The organism is Serratia sp. Sp408 (assembly GCF_057180665.1).
Map to the genome: position 1 here is coordinate 1 of NZ_JBXUFT010000005.1, position 15,702 is coordinate 15,702.

17 protein-coding genes, 4 tRNA genes and 1 other RNA gene are annotated in these 15,702 nt (G+C 53.4%); 7 read left to right on the forward strand and 15 right to left on the reverse strand.

The annotated features are described in order from the left end of the window. Positions 1-231 precede the first annotated feature (231 nt). Both AC2AXP_RS15435 and AC2AXP_RS15440 read left to right on the forward strand, forming a co-directional pair. Complete coding sequence (locus tag AC2AXP_RS15435; RefSeq protein WP_004955133.1) at positions 232-1,575, forward strand: anaerobic C4-dicarboxylate transporter; 1,344 nt, start codon at positions 232-234, stop codon at positions 1,573-1,575. Positions 1,576-1,822: 247 nt separating this feature from the next. Continuing rightward, positions 1,823-2,587, forward strand: coding sequence for a DUF481 domain-containing protein (locus tag AC2AXP_RS15440; protein WP_039991108.1), 765 nt, complete (start codon positions 1,823-1,825; stop codon positions 2,585-2,587). 84 nt (positions 2,588-2,671) lie between these two features. Here AC2AXP_RS15440 and AC2AXP_RS15445 read toward each other — a convergent pair whose 3' ends face one another. Next, entirely contained in the window at positions 2,672-3,544 is an 873-nt protein-coding gene (locus tag AC2AXP_RS15445) for a helix-turn-helix domain-containing protein (protein WP_430299949.1), read from the reverse strand. A 420-nt stretch (positions 3,545-3,964) separates the two neighbouring features. Here AC2AXP_RS15445 and AC2AXP_RS15450 point away from each other — a divergent pair, with 420 nt between their 5' ends. The 3 genes from AC2AXP_RS15450 to AC2AXP_RS15460 all read left to right on the forward strand — a co-directional run bounded on the left by AC2AXP_RS15450 (position 3,965) and on the right by AC2AXP_RS15460 (position 5,097). Next, positions 3,965-4,159: a hypothetical protein gene (locus AC2AXP_RS15450; RefSeq protein WP_004955140.1), complete on the forward strand. Its 195-nt coding sequence runs from the start codon at positions 3,965-3,967 to the stop codon at positions 4,157-4,159. Positions 4,160-4,415: 256 nt separating this feature from the next. Beyond that, on the forward strand, positions 4,416-4,634 hold the full coding sequence (locus AC2AXP_RS15455) for an HP1 family phage holin (protein WP_004955144.1): 219 nt from the start codon (positions 4,416-4,418) through the stop codon (positions 4,632-4,634). Positions 4,635-4,878: 244 nt separating this feature from the next. Then, entirely contained in the window at positions 4,879-5,097 is a 219-nt protein-coding gene (locus tag AC2AXP_RS15460; RefSeq protein ID WP_004955147.1) for an ogr/Delta-like zinc finger family protein, read from the forward strand. A 215-nt stretch (positions 5,098-5,312) separates the two neighbouring features. On the opposite strand, the gene rplS is transcribed toward AC2AXP_RS15460, so the two are convergent. The 5 genes from rplS to ffh form a co-directional block, all read right to left on the reverse strand. Next, positions 5,313-5,660 carry a 50S ribosomal protein L19 gene (rplS, locus tag AC2AXP_RS15465; protein WP_004955150.1) on the reverse strand — a complete coding sequence of 116 codons (348 nt, stop codon included), beginning with the start codon at positions 5,658-5,660 and terminating at the stop codon, positions 5,313-5,315. Positions 5,661-5,716: 56 nt separating this feature from the next. After that, positions 5,717-6,472: a tRNA (guanosine(37)-N1)-methyltransferase TrmD gene (trmD, locus tag AC2AXP_RS15470; protein WP_039991110.1), complete on the reverse strand. Its 756-nt coding sequence runs from the start codon at positions 6,470-6,472 to the stop codon at positions 5,717-5,719. A 52-nt stretch (positions 6,473-6,524) separates the two neighbouring features. Then, complete coding sequence (rimM, locus tag AC2AXP_RS15475; RefSeq protein WP_004955153.1) at positions 6,525-7,073, reverse strand: ribosome maturation factor RimM; 549 nt, start codon at positions 7,071-7,073, stop codon at positions 6,525-6,527. An 18-nt stretch (positions 7,074-7,091) separates the two neighbouring features. After that, positions 7,092-7,340, reverse strand: a complete 249-nt coding sequence (gene rpsP / locus AC2AXP_RS15480; RefSeq protein WP_039991114.1) for a 30S ribosomal protein S16 — start codon at positions 7,338-7,340, stop codon at positions 7,092-7,094. A 214-nt stretch (positions 7,341-7,554) separates the two neighbouring features. Next, positions 7,555-8,916: a signal recognition particle protein gene (gene ffh, locus AC2AXP_RS15485; protein WP_088499874.1), complete on the reverse strand. Its 1,362-nt coding sequence runs from the start codon at positions 8,914-8,916 to the stop codon at positions 7,555-7,557. 167 nt (positions 8,917-9,083) lie between these two features. Between ffh and AC2AXP_RS15490 the strand changes: the two genes are divergently transcribed. Together AC2AXP_RS15490 and AC2AXP_RS15495 are read left to right on the forward strand one after the other, a co-directional pair. Continuing rightward, positions 9,084-9,875: a cytochrome C assembly family protein gene (locus AC2AXP_RS15490; RefSeq protein WP_004955165.1), complete on the forward strand. Its 792-nt coding sequence runs from the start codon at positions 9,084-9,086 to the stop codon at positions 9,873-9,875. Positions 9,876-9,942: 67 nt separating this feature from the next. After that, positions 9,943-11,232 (forward strand): HlyC/CorC family transporter, encoded by a 1,290-nt coding sequence (locus AC2AXP_RS15495; protein WP_004955167.1) that lies wholly within the window; start codon positions 9,943-9,945, stop codon positions 11,230-11,232. A 76-nt stretch (positions 11,233-11,308) separates the two neighbouring features. Here AC2AXP_RS15495 and luxS read toward each other — a convergent pair whose 3' ends face one another. The 9 genes from luxS to AC2AXP_RS15540 form a co-directional block, all read right to left on the reverse strand. Next, a complete protein-coding gene (luxS, locus tag AC2AXP_RS15500) occupies positions 11,309-11,824 on the reverse strand; it encodes an S-ribosylhomocysteine lyase (protein WP_004955170.1) in 516 nt (171 codons plus the stop codon). A 163-nt stretch (positions 11,825-11,987) separates the two neighbouring features. Beyond that, positions 11,988-13,550 carry a glutamate--cysteine ligase gene (gshA, locus tag AC2AXP_RS15505; protein ID WP_004955171.1) on the reverse strand — a complete coding sequence of 521 codons (1,563 nt, stop codon included), beginning with the start codon at positions 13,548-13,550 and terminating at the stop codon, positions 11,988-11,990. 81 nt (positions 13,551-13,631) lie between these two features. Next, complete coding sequence (locus AC2AXP_RS15510; protein WP_004955173.1) at positions 13,632-14,060, reverse strand: YqaA family protein; 429 nt, start codon at positions 14,058-14,060, stop codon at positions 13,632-13,634. Further along, positions 14,057-14,623, reverse strand: coding sequence for a fructose-1-phosphate/6-phosphogluconate phosphatase (gene yqaB, locus AC2AXP_RS15515; RefSeq protein WP_004955176.1), 567 nt, complete (start codon positions 14,621-14,623; stop codon positions 14,057-14,059). The genes AC2AXP_RS15510 and yqaB overlap by 4 nt, the downstream gene beginning before the upstream one ends. Positions 14,624-14,784: 161 nt before the next feature. Beyond that, positions 14,785-14,903: non-coding RNA, RtT sRNA (locus AC2AXP_RS15520), on the reverse strand. A 30-nt stretch (positions 14,904-14,933) separates the two neighbouring features. Next, positions 14,934-15,010: transfer RNA gene (locus tag AC2AXP_RS15525), tRNA-Arg, on the reverse strand. A gap of 191 nt (positions 15,011-15,201) precedes the next feature. Further along, a tRNA-Arg gene (locus AC2AXP_RS15530) sits at positions 15,202-15,278 on the reverse strand. Between the two features lie 60 nt (positions 15,279-15,338). Then, positions 15,339-15,415 (reverse strand) — tRNA-Arg (locus AC2AXP_RS15535). A 3-nt stretch (positions 15,416-15,418) separates the two neighbouring features. Next, positions 15,419-15,511: transfer RNA gene (locus AC2AXP_RS15540), tRNA-Ser, on the reverse strand. Positions 15,512-15,702 lie beyond the last annotated feature (191 nt).

Sequence of the window (15,702 nt, forward strand, 5' to 3'; positions counted from 1 at the left end):
TAAATTTAAGTTTACACACGACAGCTATCACCATCCAATACGGTTTTATATCTCCCTAAAAGAGTTATTTCATGAATAAACATTGCGCAACCTCATAGTTCTCCCCCGGTAATTACTGAATGATGACGCTAAACGGTTCACACCTCTTTAGGGGTAGACCTGCATAGACAGGCCCCGTCACCTGCAAGGAAGGCTCATGAGCCACAGCATTACTTTTAACAAGGGACTCTCATGATAACTCTGCAATTCGCCATTATTATTCTTTGCTTACTGGTCGGTACCCGCTTTGGCGGCATGGGACTGGGGTTGATCAGCGGCATCGGTTTATTCCTGCTGAGCTTTGTGTTTGGGTTACAACCCGGCAAACCGCCGGTCGATGTCATGCTGACCATACTGGCGGTCATTGGCTGCGCCTCGGTGCTGCAAACCGCCGGCGGTTTGAATGTCATGATGCAATACGCCGAACGCCTGCTGCGTCGTCATCCACAACACATCACGCTGCTGGCGCCGTTCACTACCTGGACGCTGACCTTCCTGTGTGGCACCGGCCATGTGGTATATACCATGTTCCCGATTATTGCCGATATCGCCATCAAAAAAGGCATTCGACCAGAACGGCCGATGGCCGTGTCGTCAGTCGCATCGCAAATGGCCATCACCGCGTCACCGGTTTCGGTGGCGGTGGTTTCACTGGTGTCCATCATTGCCGCTGGCCATGGCATCGGCAAGGCCTATACACTGCTGGAGATATTGGCGATTTCAATCCCTTCCTCACTGGTCGGCGTATTGATGGCCGCACTGTGGAGCTTGCGCCGTGGCAAGGATTTAGACAACGATGCCGAGTTCCAGGCGCGGATCAGCGATCCCGAGCAGCGCGCCTATATCTATGGCGGTACCGAAACGCTGTTAAATCAACGCTTCGCCAAGCAGGCCTATGCTTCAACGCTGATCTTTTTTGCGGCGATTGCCGTCGTGGTGCTGCTTGGGGCATTTGCCGATTTGCGCCCGTCATTTGAGGCCAAAGGGGTGCTGAAACCGCTGTCGATGAATCTGGTGATTCAGATGATGATGCTGATCGCCGGCGCCATCATATTAATGAGCTGTAAAGTGAAGCCGGGCGAAATCGCCAACGGCGCGGTGTTCAAAGCCGGCATGGTGGCCATTTTCTCGGTATTCGGCGTCGCCTGGATGAGCGATACTTTCTTTCAGGCGCATATGGGTGAGTTAAAGCTGCTGCTGGAGGATGTGGTCAAAAGCCAGCCGTGGACCTATGCCATCGTGCTGTTTCTGGTTTCCAAACTGGTAAACAGCCAGGCGGCGGCGCTGGCGGCCATCGCACCGATGGGGTTGCAACTGGGGGTCGAGCCCAAAATGCTGCTGGCTTTCTTCCCTGCGGCCTATGGCTATTTCGTCTTGCCAACCTATCCGAGCGACTTGGCCTGCATCGGCTTTGACCGCTCCGGCACGACGCGTATTGGTAAATTTATCATCAACCACAGTTTTATTATTCCAGGCTTGATTGGTGTGTTGTGTTCCTGCATCACCGGTTATCTGCTGGTCAGCACCTTCATGTAACGCCCGTCGCGTGGCGGCAATGGGCCAACCGTTGCCGCCTGACGACACTTATGCTGAAAGGCCGCGTAAAGCTTAAGGATACATAGCATTTTATCGCGTCCATTCCGGTAAAATTAGCAGAAGACAAGAGAATAACTGGTAGTTAAAAATTAAAAACTTAAGCTAATCGGCGCTATTTTGGTCGGTAGCCTGAGTCGCTATAATGCGCCCGTTTTCACCAATCACCACTTAACAAACTGGATCCAAAATGCTCTCTTCACGCGCTCGTCGCGCTATTCCGTTGTACCTAAGCTGTTTGACCGCTTGCCTGTCTTTTTCATCCTTTGCCGACAATACGCTGTTTACCGCGATGGACGATCCGGCCACGGCAAAAAAGCCGTTTGAAGGTAATATTCAGGCTGGTTATAACGCGCAGTCCGGCAACTCGGAAAGTTCCACCCTGCTGGCCAACACGTCACTGACCTGGTTCAACACCGTCAGCGCGTACAGCCTGTGGGGATCGGCCACCAACACGACCTCATCCAATGTGCGATCCTCTGAGAAATACCAGGCCGGCGGTCGCACGCGTTATAACATGACCGACCGTAACTATTTGTTTGGTCAAGCAAGCTGGTTGAACGATCGCTTCGCAGGTTATGATTCACGCTCAACGCTGACCGGGGGTTATGGTCGCCAGATCTTCAACGATCCGATTCACGATCTGCGCGTCGAATTTGGCCCGGGCGTGCGTCATGATGAATATCACGACGGTGGTCGCACTACCAAAGCACTGGCTTACGGTGCTGCCAACTATTCCTACCAGCTGACCGACAACACCAAGTTCACCGAAGGTTTCTCCGCGTTGGCAAACGAAGACATTACCTTGAACTCTGAAACCGCACTGAACGTGGCTATTAATGATCGGTTCTCGTTGCGCCTGGCCTATACCGTGACCTACAACAGTGAACCGCCGGCTTCTGCGCCGAAAAACACCGATACCACCACCTCGGTAACGCTGGTTTACGGCCTGTAATCACGCTGTCGCACCAACCCACCGGCTATCCTCCCCACCGACTCCCGCAACGACATCAAACGCAGTGGGTAAACGGTGGGTTTCTTATGCCTGTTGGGCCAGCGTCAACCAGACCATTCCCAACGCTTTCAAGGCGTCGGTGGAACATTGAAAATCAGCGTTCCCACCGCTGACCTGCAGCTGATTGCCTGGCAGACGCGCAATGTCGTAGACATCTATATTGCCATCAATGTCGATCAGCCAACGCCCATTGGCAATATGCGTAATAGCCAGGTCCACCAGCCATGCAGTGCGCCCACCGTCAACGTAAGCCGGTTGCAAAACGCGAGTGGGGATCAAGGTCGGATCGGCCAACCATTCCCCCGCAGGTTGCAATTGCCCTGCCAGCAGTTGATATTGTGGCAAGGCGCGAGCGCGACTGGTGGCGAGTGGCGCCGGCGTGGTCACGCTGTGCATATCCCCTTCGCCAGTCGCCAGCCATAACAACGGTACCCCGGTATCCAACGCACAGGTCACCACGATATCGCCAGGAAAATAGTTACGCCGCACCCAGGTACTCATGGTGCCTGAGGAAATACCCAGCAGATCGCCCAACTCTTTTTGCAGACTGAAACCGTACGCATCCAGAATGCGCCGCAACACCCCCTTACCGCCAGAAGCCTGCACCCGCTCATACAACGCTTTGCCACGTACCGCCGGCAAGACTTTCTCTCGCGGTTGCTGCTGTTTTGCTTTTTCTCCGGTCATCAGCCAGGTCAGATCGGCGCCGGTAGTCAGCGCACAATTGATAATCACCTGCCCCGGCACGCTGCCTCGTTGCTGCCAACTGCTGATATTGTTGGGCGCGATGGCCAAGGCCTCGCTCAGCTCTTTTTGTGTGGCTACGCCATAAGAAGCAAGGATTCTTTCAATCACTGCGCCGACGGCGGCATTGTCATTCACAGTTTCTTCACGCATAACTTCCCCGGTCATAAAATAATGTTGCTTTTACACATCGTCGTTGGCGAATCGCCAGCGCACAGCCGCGACAACCCGTATTGCCTGGCGTGACTTTCGCCTATCATTAGATTATGCGACATGAACCATGAAAATACAAACAGACAACGCGCAATAGCAAGTTAATGAACTTGAAATGCGATTTACACTTTCTTTGACTCCCCCACAGGCAGCAAAAACGATGTTTTTACCTTATCGTCTCAACCACTGACGCTTTCTCTCCCCGAGGTCTATCGGTAACTTCGTGGTTTCAACAAGATAGTTCTCTTATTAATCATCCAGGAATTTTACTCGGCAAATGACGCCACCACCCATTGACGGGTTTAGCATTTTGCTTAATACTGTATAAATAAACAGTATATTGCAGAGAGGGCATAAACAGTGGAAACCGTGGATAAACAACAACTAACACTGTCGCGCATCCAGTTCATCGCAGATGTATCCCAGGCGGCACAATGCAGCAGCTCTGAGTTTTTGATCGCCATGTCGCTGATTTCAGATCTGGCCAGTCAGGTGCTGCCGGATAATGATTATCAAGAAATATTTTACCCTGCCGACCACCACAGCGACCGCTAACGCGTTATGCGCCGCGTGGCATAGCATTTTAGACACCCGCCGGCGCGGGTGTTTTTATTTGTCACCAATGCAACGTCTGCGGGTTGTGCCAGCGTATCCACAACCCACAGACGTTGCCGCCAGCAATTGGCAACTGGACACTGTGCCTAACCGGGCTCGAGGAACGAGAGCCCACTTTGTCACACGGTTAGCCGGTTGAGATGCCGGCGGCAACCGCCGCTGCCAAGCGGAACTCGAATAAAGGTAGGACTACACAATGGAAAAATTCACTTCAACGCTTTCTTATTTTATAGCCGCCTGCCTGGCGTGGTTTGGACGGCATTCACCTGAAGACATTGCGGTATTGGTGGGAGCTGCCGTTGGTGTCGGTACCTTTGCCGTGAACTGGTACTATCGCCGCAAAAGTTATCATTTACTACGTTCGCTCAGGAAAAGCGGTCTGAAGCGCCGGCTGTATGATGAACTCGATAACTGAAGCGAGTCGTGGCCTATCGCGCCGACTGGCGTTCACCGCGGCTGACTTCTTGCGCTTAAACATCGGATGTTCTCGCTTTTTCCTCTGCCGTTTCGCTACTTAACCTCGGCGTTAACACAGCAATTCCTCAATCAACATATGTAAAAACAAATCAGCCGACAACTCGCAAATTTAATCTTGCTTTTACGAGTTTACCAGCTAATATAATCACAATACGTAATGCAAACCACAAGAGGATCCGATCATGATGCACTGTCCACTATGCGGTAGCGTGGCCCATACCCGTTCCAGCCGCTACCTCAGCGAGTCGACCAAAGAACGTTATCACCAATGCCAAAACATTAATTGCAGCTGTACCTTCGCCACGCACGAGTCGGTGGCGCGAGTGATCGTAAAGCCGGGGGATATCATTCCCGCTCAGCCACATGCAGATAAGGGAAAGCAGCGCGCGGCTGCGCTGTAATGGCGTCGTTCGGCGTTGCAACCTCGCCGATCGGACATCGCCAATCCACTGGCCTAACGCGTATTTTTGCCGACCATCAACGGCTTTACAGCCGCAGCAAAGCCGGCAAGGCTGTCCACCAGGCGAGTTATACTGCACCGGGTATAAAAAAGGGGCTTACCATCACGGCAAGCCCCTTATGACTATTAACTTTTGGATGCAGCGTTAGCTGTATCTTAGTTAAGACGCTCTTTGATGCGAGCAGCCTTACCAGTACGCTCACGCAGGTAGTACAGTTTGGCTTTACGAACGGCACCACGACGTTTAACAGTAATGCTGTCGATTACTGGGGAGTGAGTCTGGAATACACGCTCAACACCTTCGCCGTTGGAAATCTTACGAACAGTGAATGCAGAGTGCAGACCGCGGTTACGGATAGCGATAACCACGCCCTCGAATGCCTGCAGACGTTTTTTGCTACCTTCAACGACCCATACCTTCACTTCCACGGAATCACCCGGACGGAATGCAGGTACGTCTTGCTTCATCTGCTCTTGTTCAAGTTGCTTAATAATGTTGCTCATAATATGTCTCTTACCCTAGGTAAACTGATATATCGGCTACGTCCTCGGACGTTGCCTTAATAGTCCTGTTGCTCGGCGCGATGTTCCCGTTGGAACTCCGCCAGCAACACCTCTTGCTCGTCAGTCAGAGCTAGGCTTTCTAGAAGTTCAGGTCTTCTAAGCCAGGTACGGCCCAGCGACTGCTTTAAGCGCCAGCGACGTATCTCGGCATGGTTGCCCGACAGCAGAACCGGCGGTACTTCCATCCCTTCCAACACCTCAGGCCGGGTATAGTGCGGGCAATCCAGCAATCCATCGACGAAAGAGTCTTCTTCCGCAGAGGCCTGATGTCCCAGCACGCCCGGTATGAAACGGGCAACTGAATCGATCAGGGTCATTGCCGGCAGTTCCCCGCCGCTGAGAACGTAATCGCCGATTGACCATTCTTCGTCAATTTCGGTTTGGATCACGCGCTCATCGATCCCTTCGTAACGACCGCACACCAGAATCATCTTCTGATTGGTCGCCAGTTCGCAAACGCCGGTTTGATCCAGCTTGCGCCCCTGAGGTGACAGATAAATCACCTTTGCTCCCTCGCCTGCCGCTGCTTTCGCAGCTGAAATGGCTTCCCGTAAAGGTTGCACCATCATCAGCATTCCCGGGCCGCCGCCATAAGGGCGATCGTCCACGGTACGATGCCGGTCGTAGGTGAAGTCACGAGGACTCCAGCACTGCACGCTCAGCAGGCCATTTTTTACTGCCCGGCCAGTCACCCCGTAATCGGTGATTGCACGGAACATCTCTGGAAACAGGCTTACAATACCAATGAACACAAGCCAATCCCCATTGCGTTATTCCACTTGCTGCGATCGTGTGATCCGGAGGTCAAAAACCAGGATCCCAATCTGCCTCGATTACCTTGGCAGCGAGATCGACTTTCTTGATAACCTGCCCATGAAGAAACGGGACCAACCGCTCCTTCATGCCGAAGGCATCTTTCAGGTTTGCCCGCACGACCATTACGTCGTTCGAACCGGTTTCCATCATATCGATGACTTTGCCCAGTTCGTAGCCGGAAGTGGTGACTACCTGGCAGCCCATCAGGTCTTTCCAGTAGTAATCATCGCCTTCCAACGGAGGCAACTGCTCGGAATCCACCACAATTTCGCAATTGGTCAGTAGATTCGCCGCATCCCGATCGTCAATATCTTTGATCTTGATGATCAGGTCCTGATTGTGGCGCTTCCAGCTTTCCAGCTCGACAACCTGCCACTGACCCGCCTTTTGGATTAACCACGGCTGATAGTCAAAAATGCTTTCAGCGTTTTCGGTGGATGAAAACACTCTGAGCCAACCACGAATGCCGTAAGTAGACCCCATTTTGCCGAGTACAAGCGGCTGCTTAGGTGCTACCGGTTTGAGTTGCTTGCTCATTGCCACCACCGCGACAGATTAAGCTGCTTTCTTAGCGTCTTTGATCAGCGCGCCAACGCGATCAGAAACGGTTGCACCCAGGCCGACCCAATGTTCGATGCGGTCCAGGTCCAGACGCAGTGCTTCAGCCTGACCAGAAGCGATCGGGTTGAAGAAGCCTACGCGCTCGATGAAACGACCATCACGAGCGTTGCGGCTGTCGGTCACTACTACTTGATAGAACGGACGCTTTTTAGCGCCGCCACGTGCCAAACGAATTGTTACCATAACATCCTCTTTAGTTAATAAAACAGCCGGGCCCCATTGAGGGACGGGGCCCGGTTGCAATATAAAAAGCCCGAAAATTTTACTCATTTTGGCGCAAAAAGCAATCTAAAGCGTAGATTGCCGGCAATTCGTTTTGCGCCCCACTCACTTTCGGGCGGTTTTTGCCGCGAGCGGCAAATCGGTTAACGCGCTCCCCAGTGGGAGACCTGCGCGTTTAACGGCCTGGGAAGCCCGGCGGCATCATGCCTTTCATGCCGCGCATCATCTTCGCCATGCCGCCTTTTTTCATCTTTTTCATCATGCGCTGCATTTCGTCAAACTGTTTTAACAGTCGGTTGACGTCCTGCACCTGCATGCCGGAACCCATCGCGATACGGCGCTTGCGCGACCCTTTAATGATTTCCGGTTTGGCGCGCTCCTTCAGCGTCATCGAGTTGATGATCGCCTCCATGCGCACCAGTACCTTGTCGTCCATCTGCGATTTGACGTTGTCCGGCAGTTGGCCGGCACCCGGCAACTTGCTCAACATACTGGCCATACCGCCCATGTTACGCATTTGCTTGAGCTGATCGAGGAAGTCGGTCAAATCAAAGCCGTCACCCTTCTTCAGTTTGTTGGCCAGTTTCTCCGCTTGATCGCGGTCGACCTTGCTCTCGATGTCTTCAATCAACGACAGCACGTCGCCCATACCGAGAATACGCGAAGCCACGCGATCCGGGTGGAACGGCTCAAGTGCGTCGGTCTTCTCACCAACGCCCAGGAACTTGATCGGCTTACCGGTAATGTGGCGAATCGACAACGCGGCACCACCGCGCGCGTCACCGTCAACCTTGGTCAGCACTACGCCGGTCAGCGGCAACGCTTCGTTAAACGCCTTGGCGGTGTTGGCCGCATCCTGGCCGGTCATGGCGTCGACCACAAACAGGGTTTCCACCGGCTTGATCGCCGCATGCACCTGCTTGATTTCGTCCATCATCGCTTCGTCGACGTGCAAACGACCGGCGGTATCGACGATCAATACGTCGTAAAACTTCAGCTTCGCCTGTTGTAACGCGCGGTTAACGATGTCGATCGGCTTGTCTTTGGCATCCGACGGGAAAAAGTCGATGCCGACGCCTTCAGCCAGCGTTTCCAACTGTTTAATCGCCGCAGGACGATAAACGTCGGCGGAAACCACCAGCACTTTTTTCTTTTGTTTTTCTTTCAGGAACTTGCCTAGCTTGCCGACGCTGGTGGTTTTACCGGCACCTTGCAAGCCTGCCATCAGTACCACCGCTGGCGGCTGAGCCGCCAGGTTCAGCTCGGTGTTCACTTCACCCATGGCGGCAATCAGTTCGCTCTTGACGATCTTGACGAACTCCTGCCCCGGCGTCAGGCTTTTGTTGACTTCATGTCCAACCGCGCTTTCTTTGACACGATTGATAAAGTCACGCACTACCGGCAGCGCAACGTCCGCTTCCAGCAATGCCATGCGCACTTCCCGCAGGGTTTCCTTGATATTTTCTTCGGTCAGCCGCCCACGGCCGCTGATATTGCGCAATGTGCGCGACAATCGATCGGTTAAATTTTCAAACATCGTCTCAGGCTCAACGTAAAGACAGGCCGCCATGGCGACACAATTGCAGCGATTATAACACGAAGCAGACACGATCTCTGCCTTGGCGTTGGAGATCGGTTGGAGCACGGCCCACACGACGCTATACTGGCAATCCAATTAATCACGCCGATGCAAAATTAAACGCTATGCCAGTATTTTCCATTGTGGCTTTGATAGCCTACCTGCTCAGCCTTGGACTGATCATTCCCAGCTTGTTGCGGAAGAATAGCGCATACCGTCGGCTTGCTCTGCTCTCTGCCGTGGTGGCGCTGGTGTGTCACGCCATCGCCCTGCAACAGCGTATTTTCGACGTTGGCGGTGGGCAAAACCTCAGCTTGATCAACATAGGTTCGATCGTCAGCCTGATTATCTGCACCGTGATGACCATCGTTGCATCCCGCGATCGCGGCTGGTTCCTGCTGCCGATCGTCTATAGCTTTGCGATGATCAATCTGGCGTTTGTCAGCCTGTTGCCGGGCGAGTTCATAACCCATCTGGAAGCCAGCCCGGAACTGCTGGTGCACATCGGCCTGGCACTGTTTTCCTACGCCACGCTGATCATTGCCGCGCTCTATGCTCTGCAATTGGCCTGGCTGGATTATCTGCTGAAGAACAAAAAGCTCAGTTTCAGCGCCGATATGCCACCGTTGATGAGTATTGAACGCAAGATGTTCCACATCACCCAGATAGGCGTGGTGCTGCTGACCCTCACCCTGTGCACTGGCTTGTTGTATATGGATAATCTGTTCAGTAAGGAAAACGTCCATAAAGCGGTGCTGTCGATCATGGCATGGTTTGTCTATATCGTTCTGCTCTGGGGCCATTATCATGAAGGCTGGCGCGGCCGCCGCGTAGTCTGGTTCAGTCTGGTCGGCGCGTTCCTGCTAACCCTGGCTTACTTTGGCAGTCGCCTGATCCAGGAAGTGATGGTGCGCTAAACTGCATTATGGCTACCGCCTCATTGTTCGTTGAGGTTACTTTTCTCCACACATAAGGAATATCGCGTTGGAGCACGTTTCGACAGCCACCCTAATCATCATTATGGTGATCATGATAGTGGTTTCAGCTTATTTTTCAGGCTCCGAAACCGGCATGATGACGCTCAACCGCTATCGTCTTCGTCATTTGTCCAAACAAGGCAACCGTTCTGCCCGCCGGGTTGAAAAGCTGCTGCAAAAACCTGACCGCCTGATCGGCCTGGTACTGATCGGCAATAACCTGGTGAATATCCTGGCCTCGGCGCTGGCGACCATCGTCGGCATGCGCTTATATGGCGATCTCGGGGTCGCTATCGCCACTGGCGTATTGACCTTCGCGGTGCTGCTATTCGCCGAGGTATTGCCCAAAACCTTCGCCGCACTCTATCCGGAACGCATCGCTTTCCCCAGCAGCTTCCTGCTGGCGCCGTTGCAGAAAATCATGTTCCCGCTGGTCTGGTTGCTCAATGGCATTACCAGCATCCTGCTGCGCCTGTTCGGTGTCCACACCAATCAGCGGATCAGCGATGCGGTCAGCAAGGAAGAGCTGCGCACCATCGTTAACGAATCGCACTCACAGATATCACGACGCTATCAGGACATGCTGATTTCGGTACTGGACCTGGAAAAGGTATCGGTGGAAGACATCATGGTGCCGCGCAATGAAATCATGGGCATTGATATCAATGATGACTGGAAATCCATCATGCGTCAGCTGACCCATTCGCCGCATGGCCGCATCGTGTTGTATCGCGACTCGCTGGACGACGCCATCGGCATGTTGCGAGTGCGCGAAGCCTACCGGCTAATGACCGAAAAGAAAGAGTTCAACAAGGAAAACCTGCTGCGGGCCGCCGATGAGATCTATTACGTGCCGGAAGGCACGCCGCTTAACGTGCAACTGGTCAAGTTCCAGCGCAACAAGGAAAAGGTCGGCATCGTGGTTGATGAATACGGCGATATTCAGGGGCTGGTGACGGTGGAGGATATCCTGGAAGAGATCGTCGGTGATTTCACCACCTCAATGTCGCCTACGCTGGCGGAAGAGGTGAATCCGCAGAGCGATGGTTCGGTACTGATTGACGGTACTGCCAACGTGCGGGAACTGAACAAGGCCTTCAACTGGAACCTGCCGGCGGTTGATGCGCGTACCATCAACGGCATGTTGCTGGAAGAGCTGGAAGAAATCCCGGAAACCGGCACCCGGATCCGCGTCGGCCATTATGACTTCGACATTCTGGACGTGCAGGACAACATGATCAAACAGGTACGGGTGACGCCGATCAAACCTCTGCAGGCTAGCGTACAGAATCATTAAGCAGAGCGCCGCATAAAAGAAAAAGACGCGAAATCGCGTCTTTTTTACATTAACAGCCGGCAAGTCTGGCTGACGGCTAGATATGCAGCTCTTGCAGTTTCTCTTTCGGCAACGCCAGCTCGTCATTGTGGTTAACCACTACATCGCGATCCAGAATGTGCTTGGCAATGTCCTGTGCTTCTTCCAGCGAATGCATATGGTAGGTGCCGCATTGGAATTCGTTCAGCTCAGGGATCTTGCGCTGATCGGTCACTTTCAACACGTCGGCCATTGCCGCTTTCCAGGCATCCGCCACGCGCTGCTCTTCAGGTACGCCAATCAAACTCATGTAGAAACCGGTACGGCAACCCATTGGTGAGATATCGATAATCTCCACGCCCTGCCCGTTCAGGTGATCGCGCATAAAGCCGGCAAACAGGTGTTCCAGCGTATGGATACCGCGCTCTGGCATCACTTCTTGGTTCGGAATGCAAAAACGCAGGTCGAACACGGTGATGGTGTCACCATGCGGCGTTTTCATGGTTTTCGCAACGCGAACCGCCGGGGCCGCCATGCGGGTGTGATCTACGGTAAAACTATCCAGCAGTGGCATTTAGCACCTCCTCGTTAAAAAAAAATTATTTCGGATTTTTTCGCAATCCAAGGAAACCTTTTCCCACCCTGCAAGTCTGACTATGTGAAAGACGCGCATTTGTTATCATCATCCCTGTCATCAGAGATGCATATTTGGCCACATTGATGTGGCCATTTTCTTTTCAGCCCCCGCCATTGGCCTTCAGGAACTGTTCAAAGCTTAGCGTATCACTGGCTTCTATGTCGCGCTGACGCTGCCAAGAGGCTTCCGCTTCTTTAGCCAATGCCGCCTCGCTCAAAATCTCCAGCGGTTCGTCCCGCAGCATCTGACGGTACTGTTCCGCCAATGCCAGCCCTACACCGCCGTTGCCGGCGTCCTGCATGGCCTTCAGAATACGGGCGGAGAACGTCAAATCCGGATCGTCAAAGGCCGCAACCAATTGATCGCAGACCTGCTGATAAGCCTGGTTGCCCGCTTCGCTATCAAGCACTTCGGCTACGCGACGCAGGTCGGCAAACAGCGCCTTGCCGACCTGTTGCAGCGGTTTGCGCGTATCGTCGCAACCGATGCCGATGGTTTGCCCCGGCTTGCGCCCTTCCAGGATAACGCGGTTCCAGTTTTTGCGCGTACACAGCAGTTCATCGCTGTTCATTTCCGGCGCATCGGCCAACACGCACCACACCAGGAACAAATCGAGGAAACGCGCCTGTACCGCATCTACGCCGATTGGCGAGAACGGGTTAATGTCCAGCGAGCGGACTTCGATATATTCAATACCGCCGCGTAGAAGCGCATCTGACGGCGTTTCCCCACTATGGGTGACGCGTTTCGGCCGGATCGGCGCATACAGTTCGTTTTCTATCTGCAGCACATTGGTATTCAATTGCAAATAGCGATCGCCGTCTTTCACTCCCAGCTTGGCAAACTCTTCTGACGGCGTGACGATGGCCTTTTTCAGCCCCTTCACGTAGCTTTGCAGATCGTTGAAGGTAATGCCGAGGTTACTCTGCGACTTGTTGGTATAGCCCAGATCGCTCAACCGCAGTGAAGTGGCATAAGGCAGGTACAGCATGCCACGCCCGTTGCTTTCGAACGGCAGCGAGGTTTCACGCCCGTTGAGGAACGAGGAACAAATAGCCGGTGATGCGCCGAACAGGAACGGGATAACCCAGCCGAAGCGATAATAGTTGCGGATCAGGCGGAAATAGCCGGCAGATATCTGTTCCTTGCCACTTTCGGCATCTTCTACTCCGGCCCATGCCTGCCAGAACTCCAGCGGCAACGAAAAGTTATAGTGCACGCCGGAAATGGTCTGCATCAAGGCGCCGTAGCGGTTCTTCAACCCTTCGCGATACAGCGTTTTCATACGGCCGATATTCGACGAGCCAAACTGTGCCAGTTCGATATCCTGCTCCGCGCCGATAAAGCACGGCATACTCAGCGGCCACATGCGTTCATCACCGATATTGCGCGCCACGTGGCGATGAATATCGCGCAGGAACGTCAATAAATGATCGATATCGTCATCAACCGGCGTAATAAACTCCAGCAGCGCCTCGGCAAAATCCGTGGTAATCCAATGATGCGTTAATGCCGCCCCCAGATGTTCCGGATGCCCGGTGGTAGCCAGTTTGCCGTCTGCAGTAACGCGCAGCGTTTCGCGCTCAATACCGCGGCGGATGCCTTTTAATGCCTGAGGGTGGGCTTCCAACCAAGAAAGCGCCTGTGATACGTCCGGGATCAAATTGACCTCCCGCTTCTAAAACGATAATTCGTAAGCATACTGAAACCGCACCCGATAGAATATTGAGTTATATTCACTTCGTTAATGCCACCAAGCGATACCCTGTAGCGTTATCATAGTCAAAACGATGTAGCGCAGTGCTTTTCCGATACACAGAAAAAGCACAACAGGACCCCACGGCATGCGCAGCCAACCTGCCAACACGCACAACAAATCGCCCACCACCGGCATCCAGCTGAGTAATAACGCAGCCGGGCCAAAGCGTTGCAACCAGCGCTGCGCCGTTGCCAGCCCGCGTTGTGGTTTCATCGCCGGTAGCAGGCGCCCGATAATTACATTGGTTACCCCGCCGAGCGTATTACCTAACGTCGCCGCCAATACCAACAGCTCCGGCGAAATACGACCATTGCTCAACAGAGCCACCAGATAGATTTCCGAGTTTCCCGGCAACAGCGTCGCACTGAGGAAACTACTGCCAAATAACGAAAGTAACGTTAGCGTACTACTCACAGCGTGCGGACGTCTACCACCGCCATATTGGCGCTACGTGCTGCCTGGATGCCGAAATCGGCATCTTCAAACACCACGCAGTGTTCCGGCGGTACACCAATCAGTTCAGCACAGCGCAGAAAGGTATCTGGTTCCGGTTTGTGGCGCTGAACGTCATCGGCACCAACAATGGCATCAAAGCATTGATACAGCCCTAAATGACGCAGCAATGCTTCCGCCATTCGGTGTTCGCTGCCGGTGCCAACCGCCATCGGGCGACGACCGTGATAGGATTTTACCACCTCAATCAGCGGCAAGGGGCGTACGGTATCAAGTAGCATCGCCTCTACCGCGCGCGTTTTTTCTGCCGCCAGATGATGGGGATCGAGATCGGCCTGATGCGCGGTGATAATCGCTTCGGCAATGCGCCAGCTTGGCGAACCGTTCAGCGCCACCATCGCCGCTTCATCGAACGCCATACCGTAACGCCCCAGCACCTGATGCCACGCTTTGCGATGCGTTGGTTCGGTATCCAGAATAGTGCCGTCCATGTCAAAGATCAGACCCTGGTAGCGATCGTACATCGTTACTCCATGATCATAGAGGAAAGAAAACTACTTTATCGCAAAGCAGCCATATTGTCGCTGATTGCGTGATGACGGAAAATGCCTTGGGTGGCGCAGGGATTTAGTTCGAACAAGCATGGCAGAAAGCGAAAAACCCGCCGAAGCGGGTTTTTCTTAGATGGTGCATCCAGGAGGATGATTCGGCTTACGCCTCACCCTGCGGGCCGTTGCCAAGGCAACGTTGTCTCGCTACGCTCGGCTCGAACCTCCAACCGCTCTTCTCGCGGTCGGAAAAGCGAAAAACCCGCCGAAGCGGGTTTTTCTTAGATGGTGCATCCAGGAGGATTCGAACCTCCGACCGCTCGGTTCGTAGCCGAGTACTCTATCCAGCTGAGCTATGGATGCAATCTAACCTTTTACAGCGAATTCGTTTCTATCCGTGAAACGTCACTTTTAAGAATGGTGCATCCAGGAGGATTACTCAGCGTAACCGCTTCGCCCTGCGGGCCGTTGCTAAAGCAACGTTATCCCCTTCGAGCTACCTTTCAGCTCGCATTTACCTGAAAGCCAGAGCTTTTGATAAACGCTATTAAGAATGGTGCATCCAGGAGGATTCGAACCTCCGACCGCTCGGTTCGTAGCCGAGTACTCTATCCAGCTGAGCTATGGATGCACTGTAATTCTTTTGATACCGTATGGTACAACTTCAACAACCCGACCATATGGCTAAATATGGTGCATCCAGGAGGATTCGAACCTCCGACCGCTCGGTTCGTAGCCGAGTACTCTATCCAGCTGAGCTATGGATGCAAATGGCGGTGAGGCGGGGATTCGAACCCCGGATGCAGCTTTTGACCGCATACTCCCTTAGCAGGGGAGCGCCTTCAGCCTCTCGGCCACCTCACCAGTACGCTTCTTTCGAACTGTGCCTAACTCGCTTTAAAGAAGCTCATCGGCACTGCGTGGCGCACATATTACTTTCCCCGACTTATAAGTCAAACAATTTTTCCCAACTCCTGCGCGTTTGCACAAATCACAGGCAACATGAGTGATTTGACGGCAAAAAGAGTGTTTTATCAACAGTCAAACACCGATAA

Coding starts and splice junctions, on each gene's coding strand:
- AC2AXP_RS15435 (WP_004955133.1), top strand. CDS start 232: ATGATAACTCTGCAATTCGCCATTATTATTCTTTGCTTACTGGTCGGT.
- AC2AXP_RS15440 (WP_039991108.1), top strand. CDS start 1,823: ATGCTCTCTTCACGCGCTCGTCGCGCTATTCCGTTGTACCTAAGCTGT.
- AC2AXP_RS15445 (WP_430299949.1), bottom strand. CDS start 3,544: ATGCGTGAAGAAACTGTGAATGACAATGCCGCCGTCGGCGCAGTGATT.
- AC2AXP_RS15455 (WP_004955144.1), top strand. CDS start 4,416: ATGGAAAAATTCACTTCAACGCTTTCTTATTTTATAGCCGCCTGCCTG.
- AC2AXP_RS15460 (WP_004955147.1), top strand. CDS start 4,879: ATGATGCACTGTCCACTATGCGGTAGCGTGGCCCATACCCGTTCCAGC.
- rplS (WP_004955150.1), bottom strand. CDS start 5,660: ATGAGCAACATTATTAAGCAACTTGAACAAGAGCAGATGAAGCAAGAC.
- rimM (WP_004955153.1), bottom strand. CDS start 7,073: ATGAGCAAGCAACTCAAACCGGTAGCACCTAAGCAGCCGCTTGTACTC.
- rpsP (WP_039991114.1), bottom strand. CDS start 7,340: ATGGTAACAATTCGTTTGGCACGTGGCGGCGCTAAAAAGCGTCCGTTC.
- ffh (WP_088499874.1), bottom strand. CDS start 8,916: ATGTTTGAAAATTTAACCGATCGATTGTCGCGCACATTGCGCAATATC.
- AC2AXP_RS15490 (WP_004955165.1), top strand. CDS start 9,084: ATGCCAGTATTTTCCATTGTGGCTTTGATAGCCTACCTGCTCAGCCTT.
- luxS (WP_004955170.1), bottom strand. CDS start 11,824: ATGCCACTGCTGGATAGTTTTACCGTAGATCACACCCGCATGGCGGCC.
- yqaB (WP_004955176.1), bottom strand. CDS start 14,623: ATGTACGATCGCTACCAGGGTCTGATCTTTGACATGGACGGCACTATT.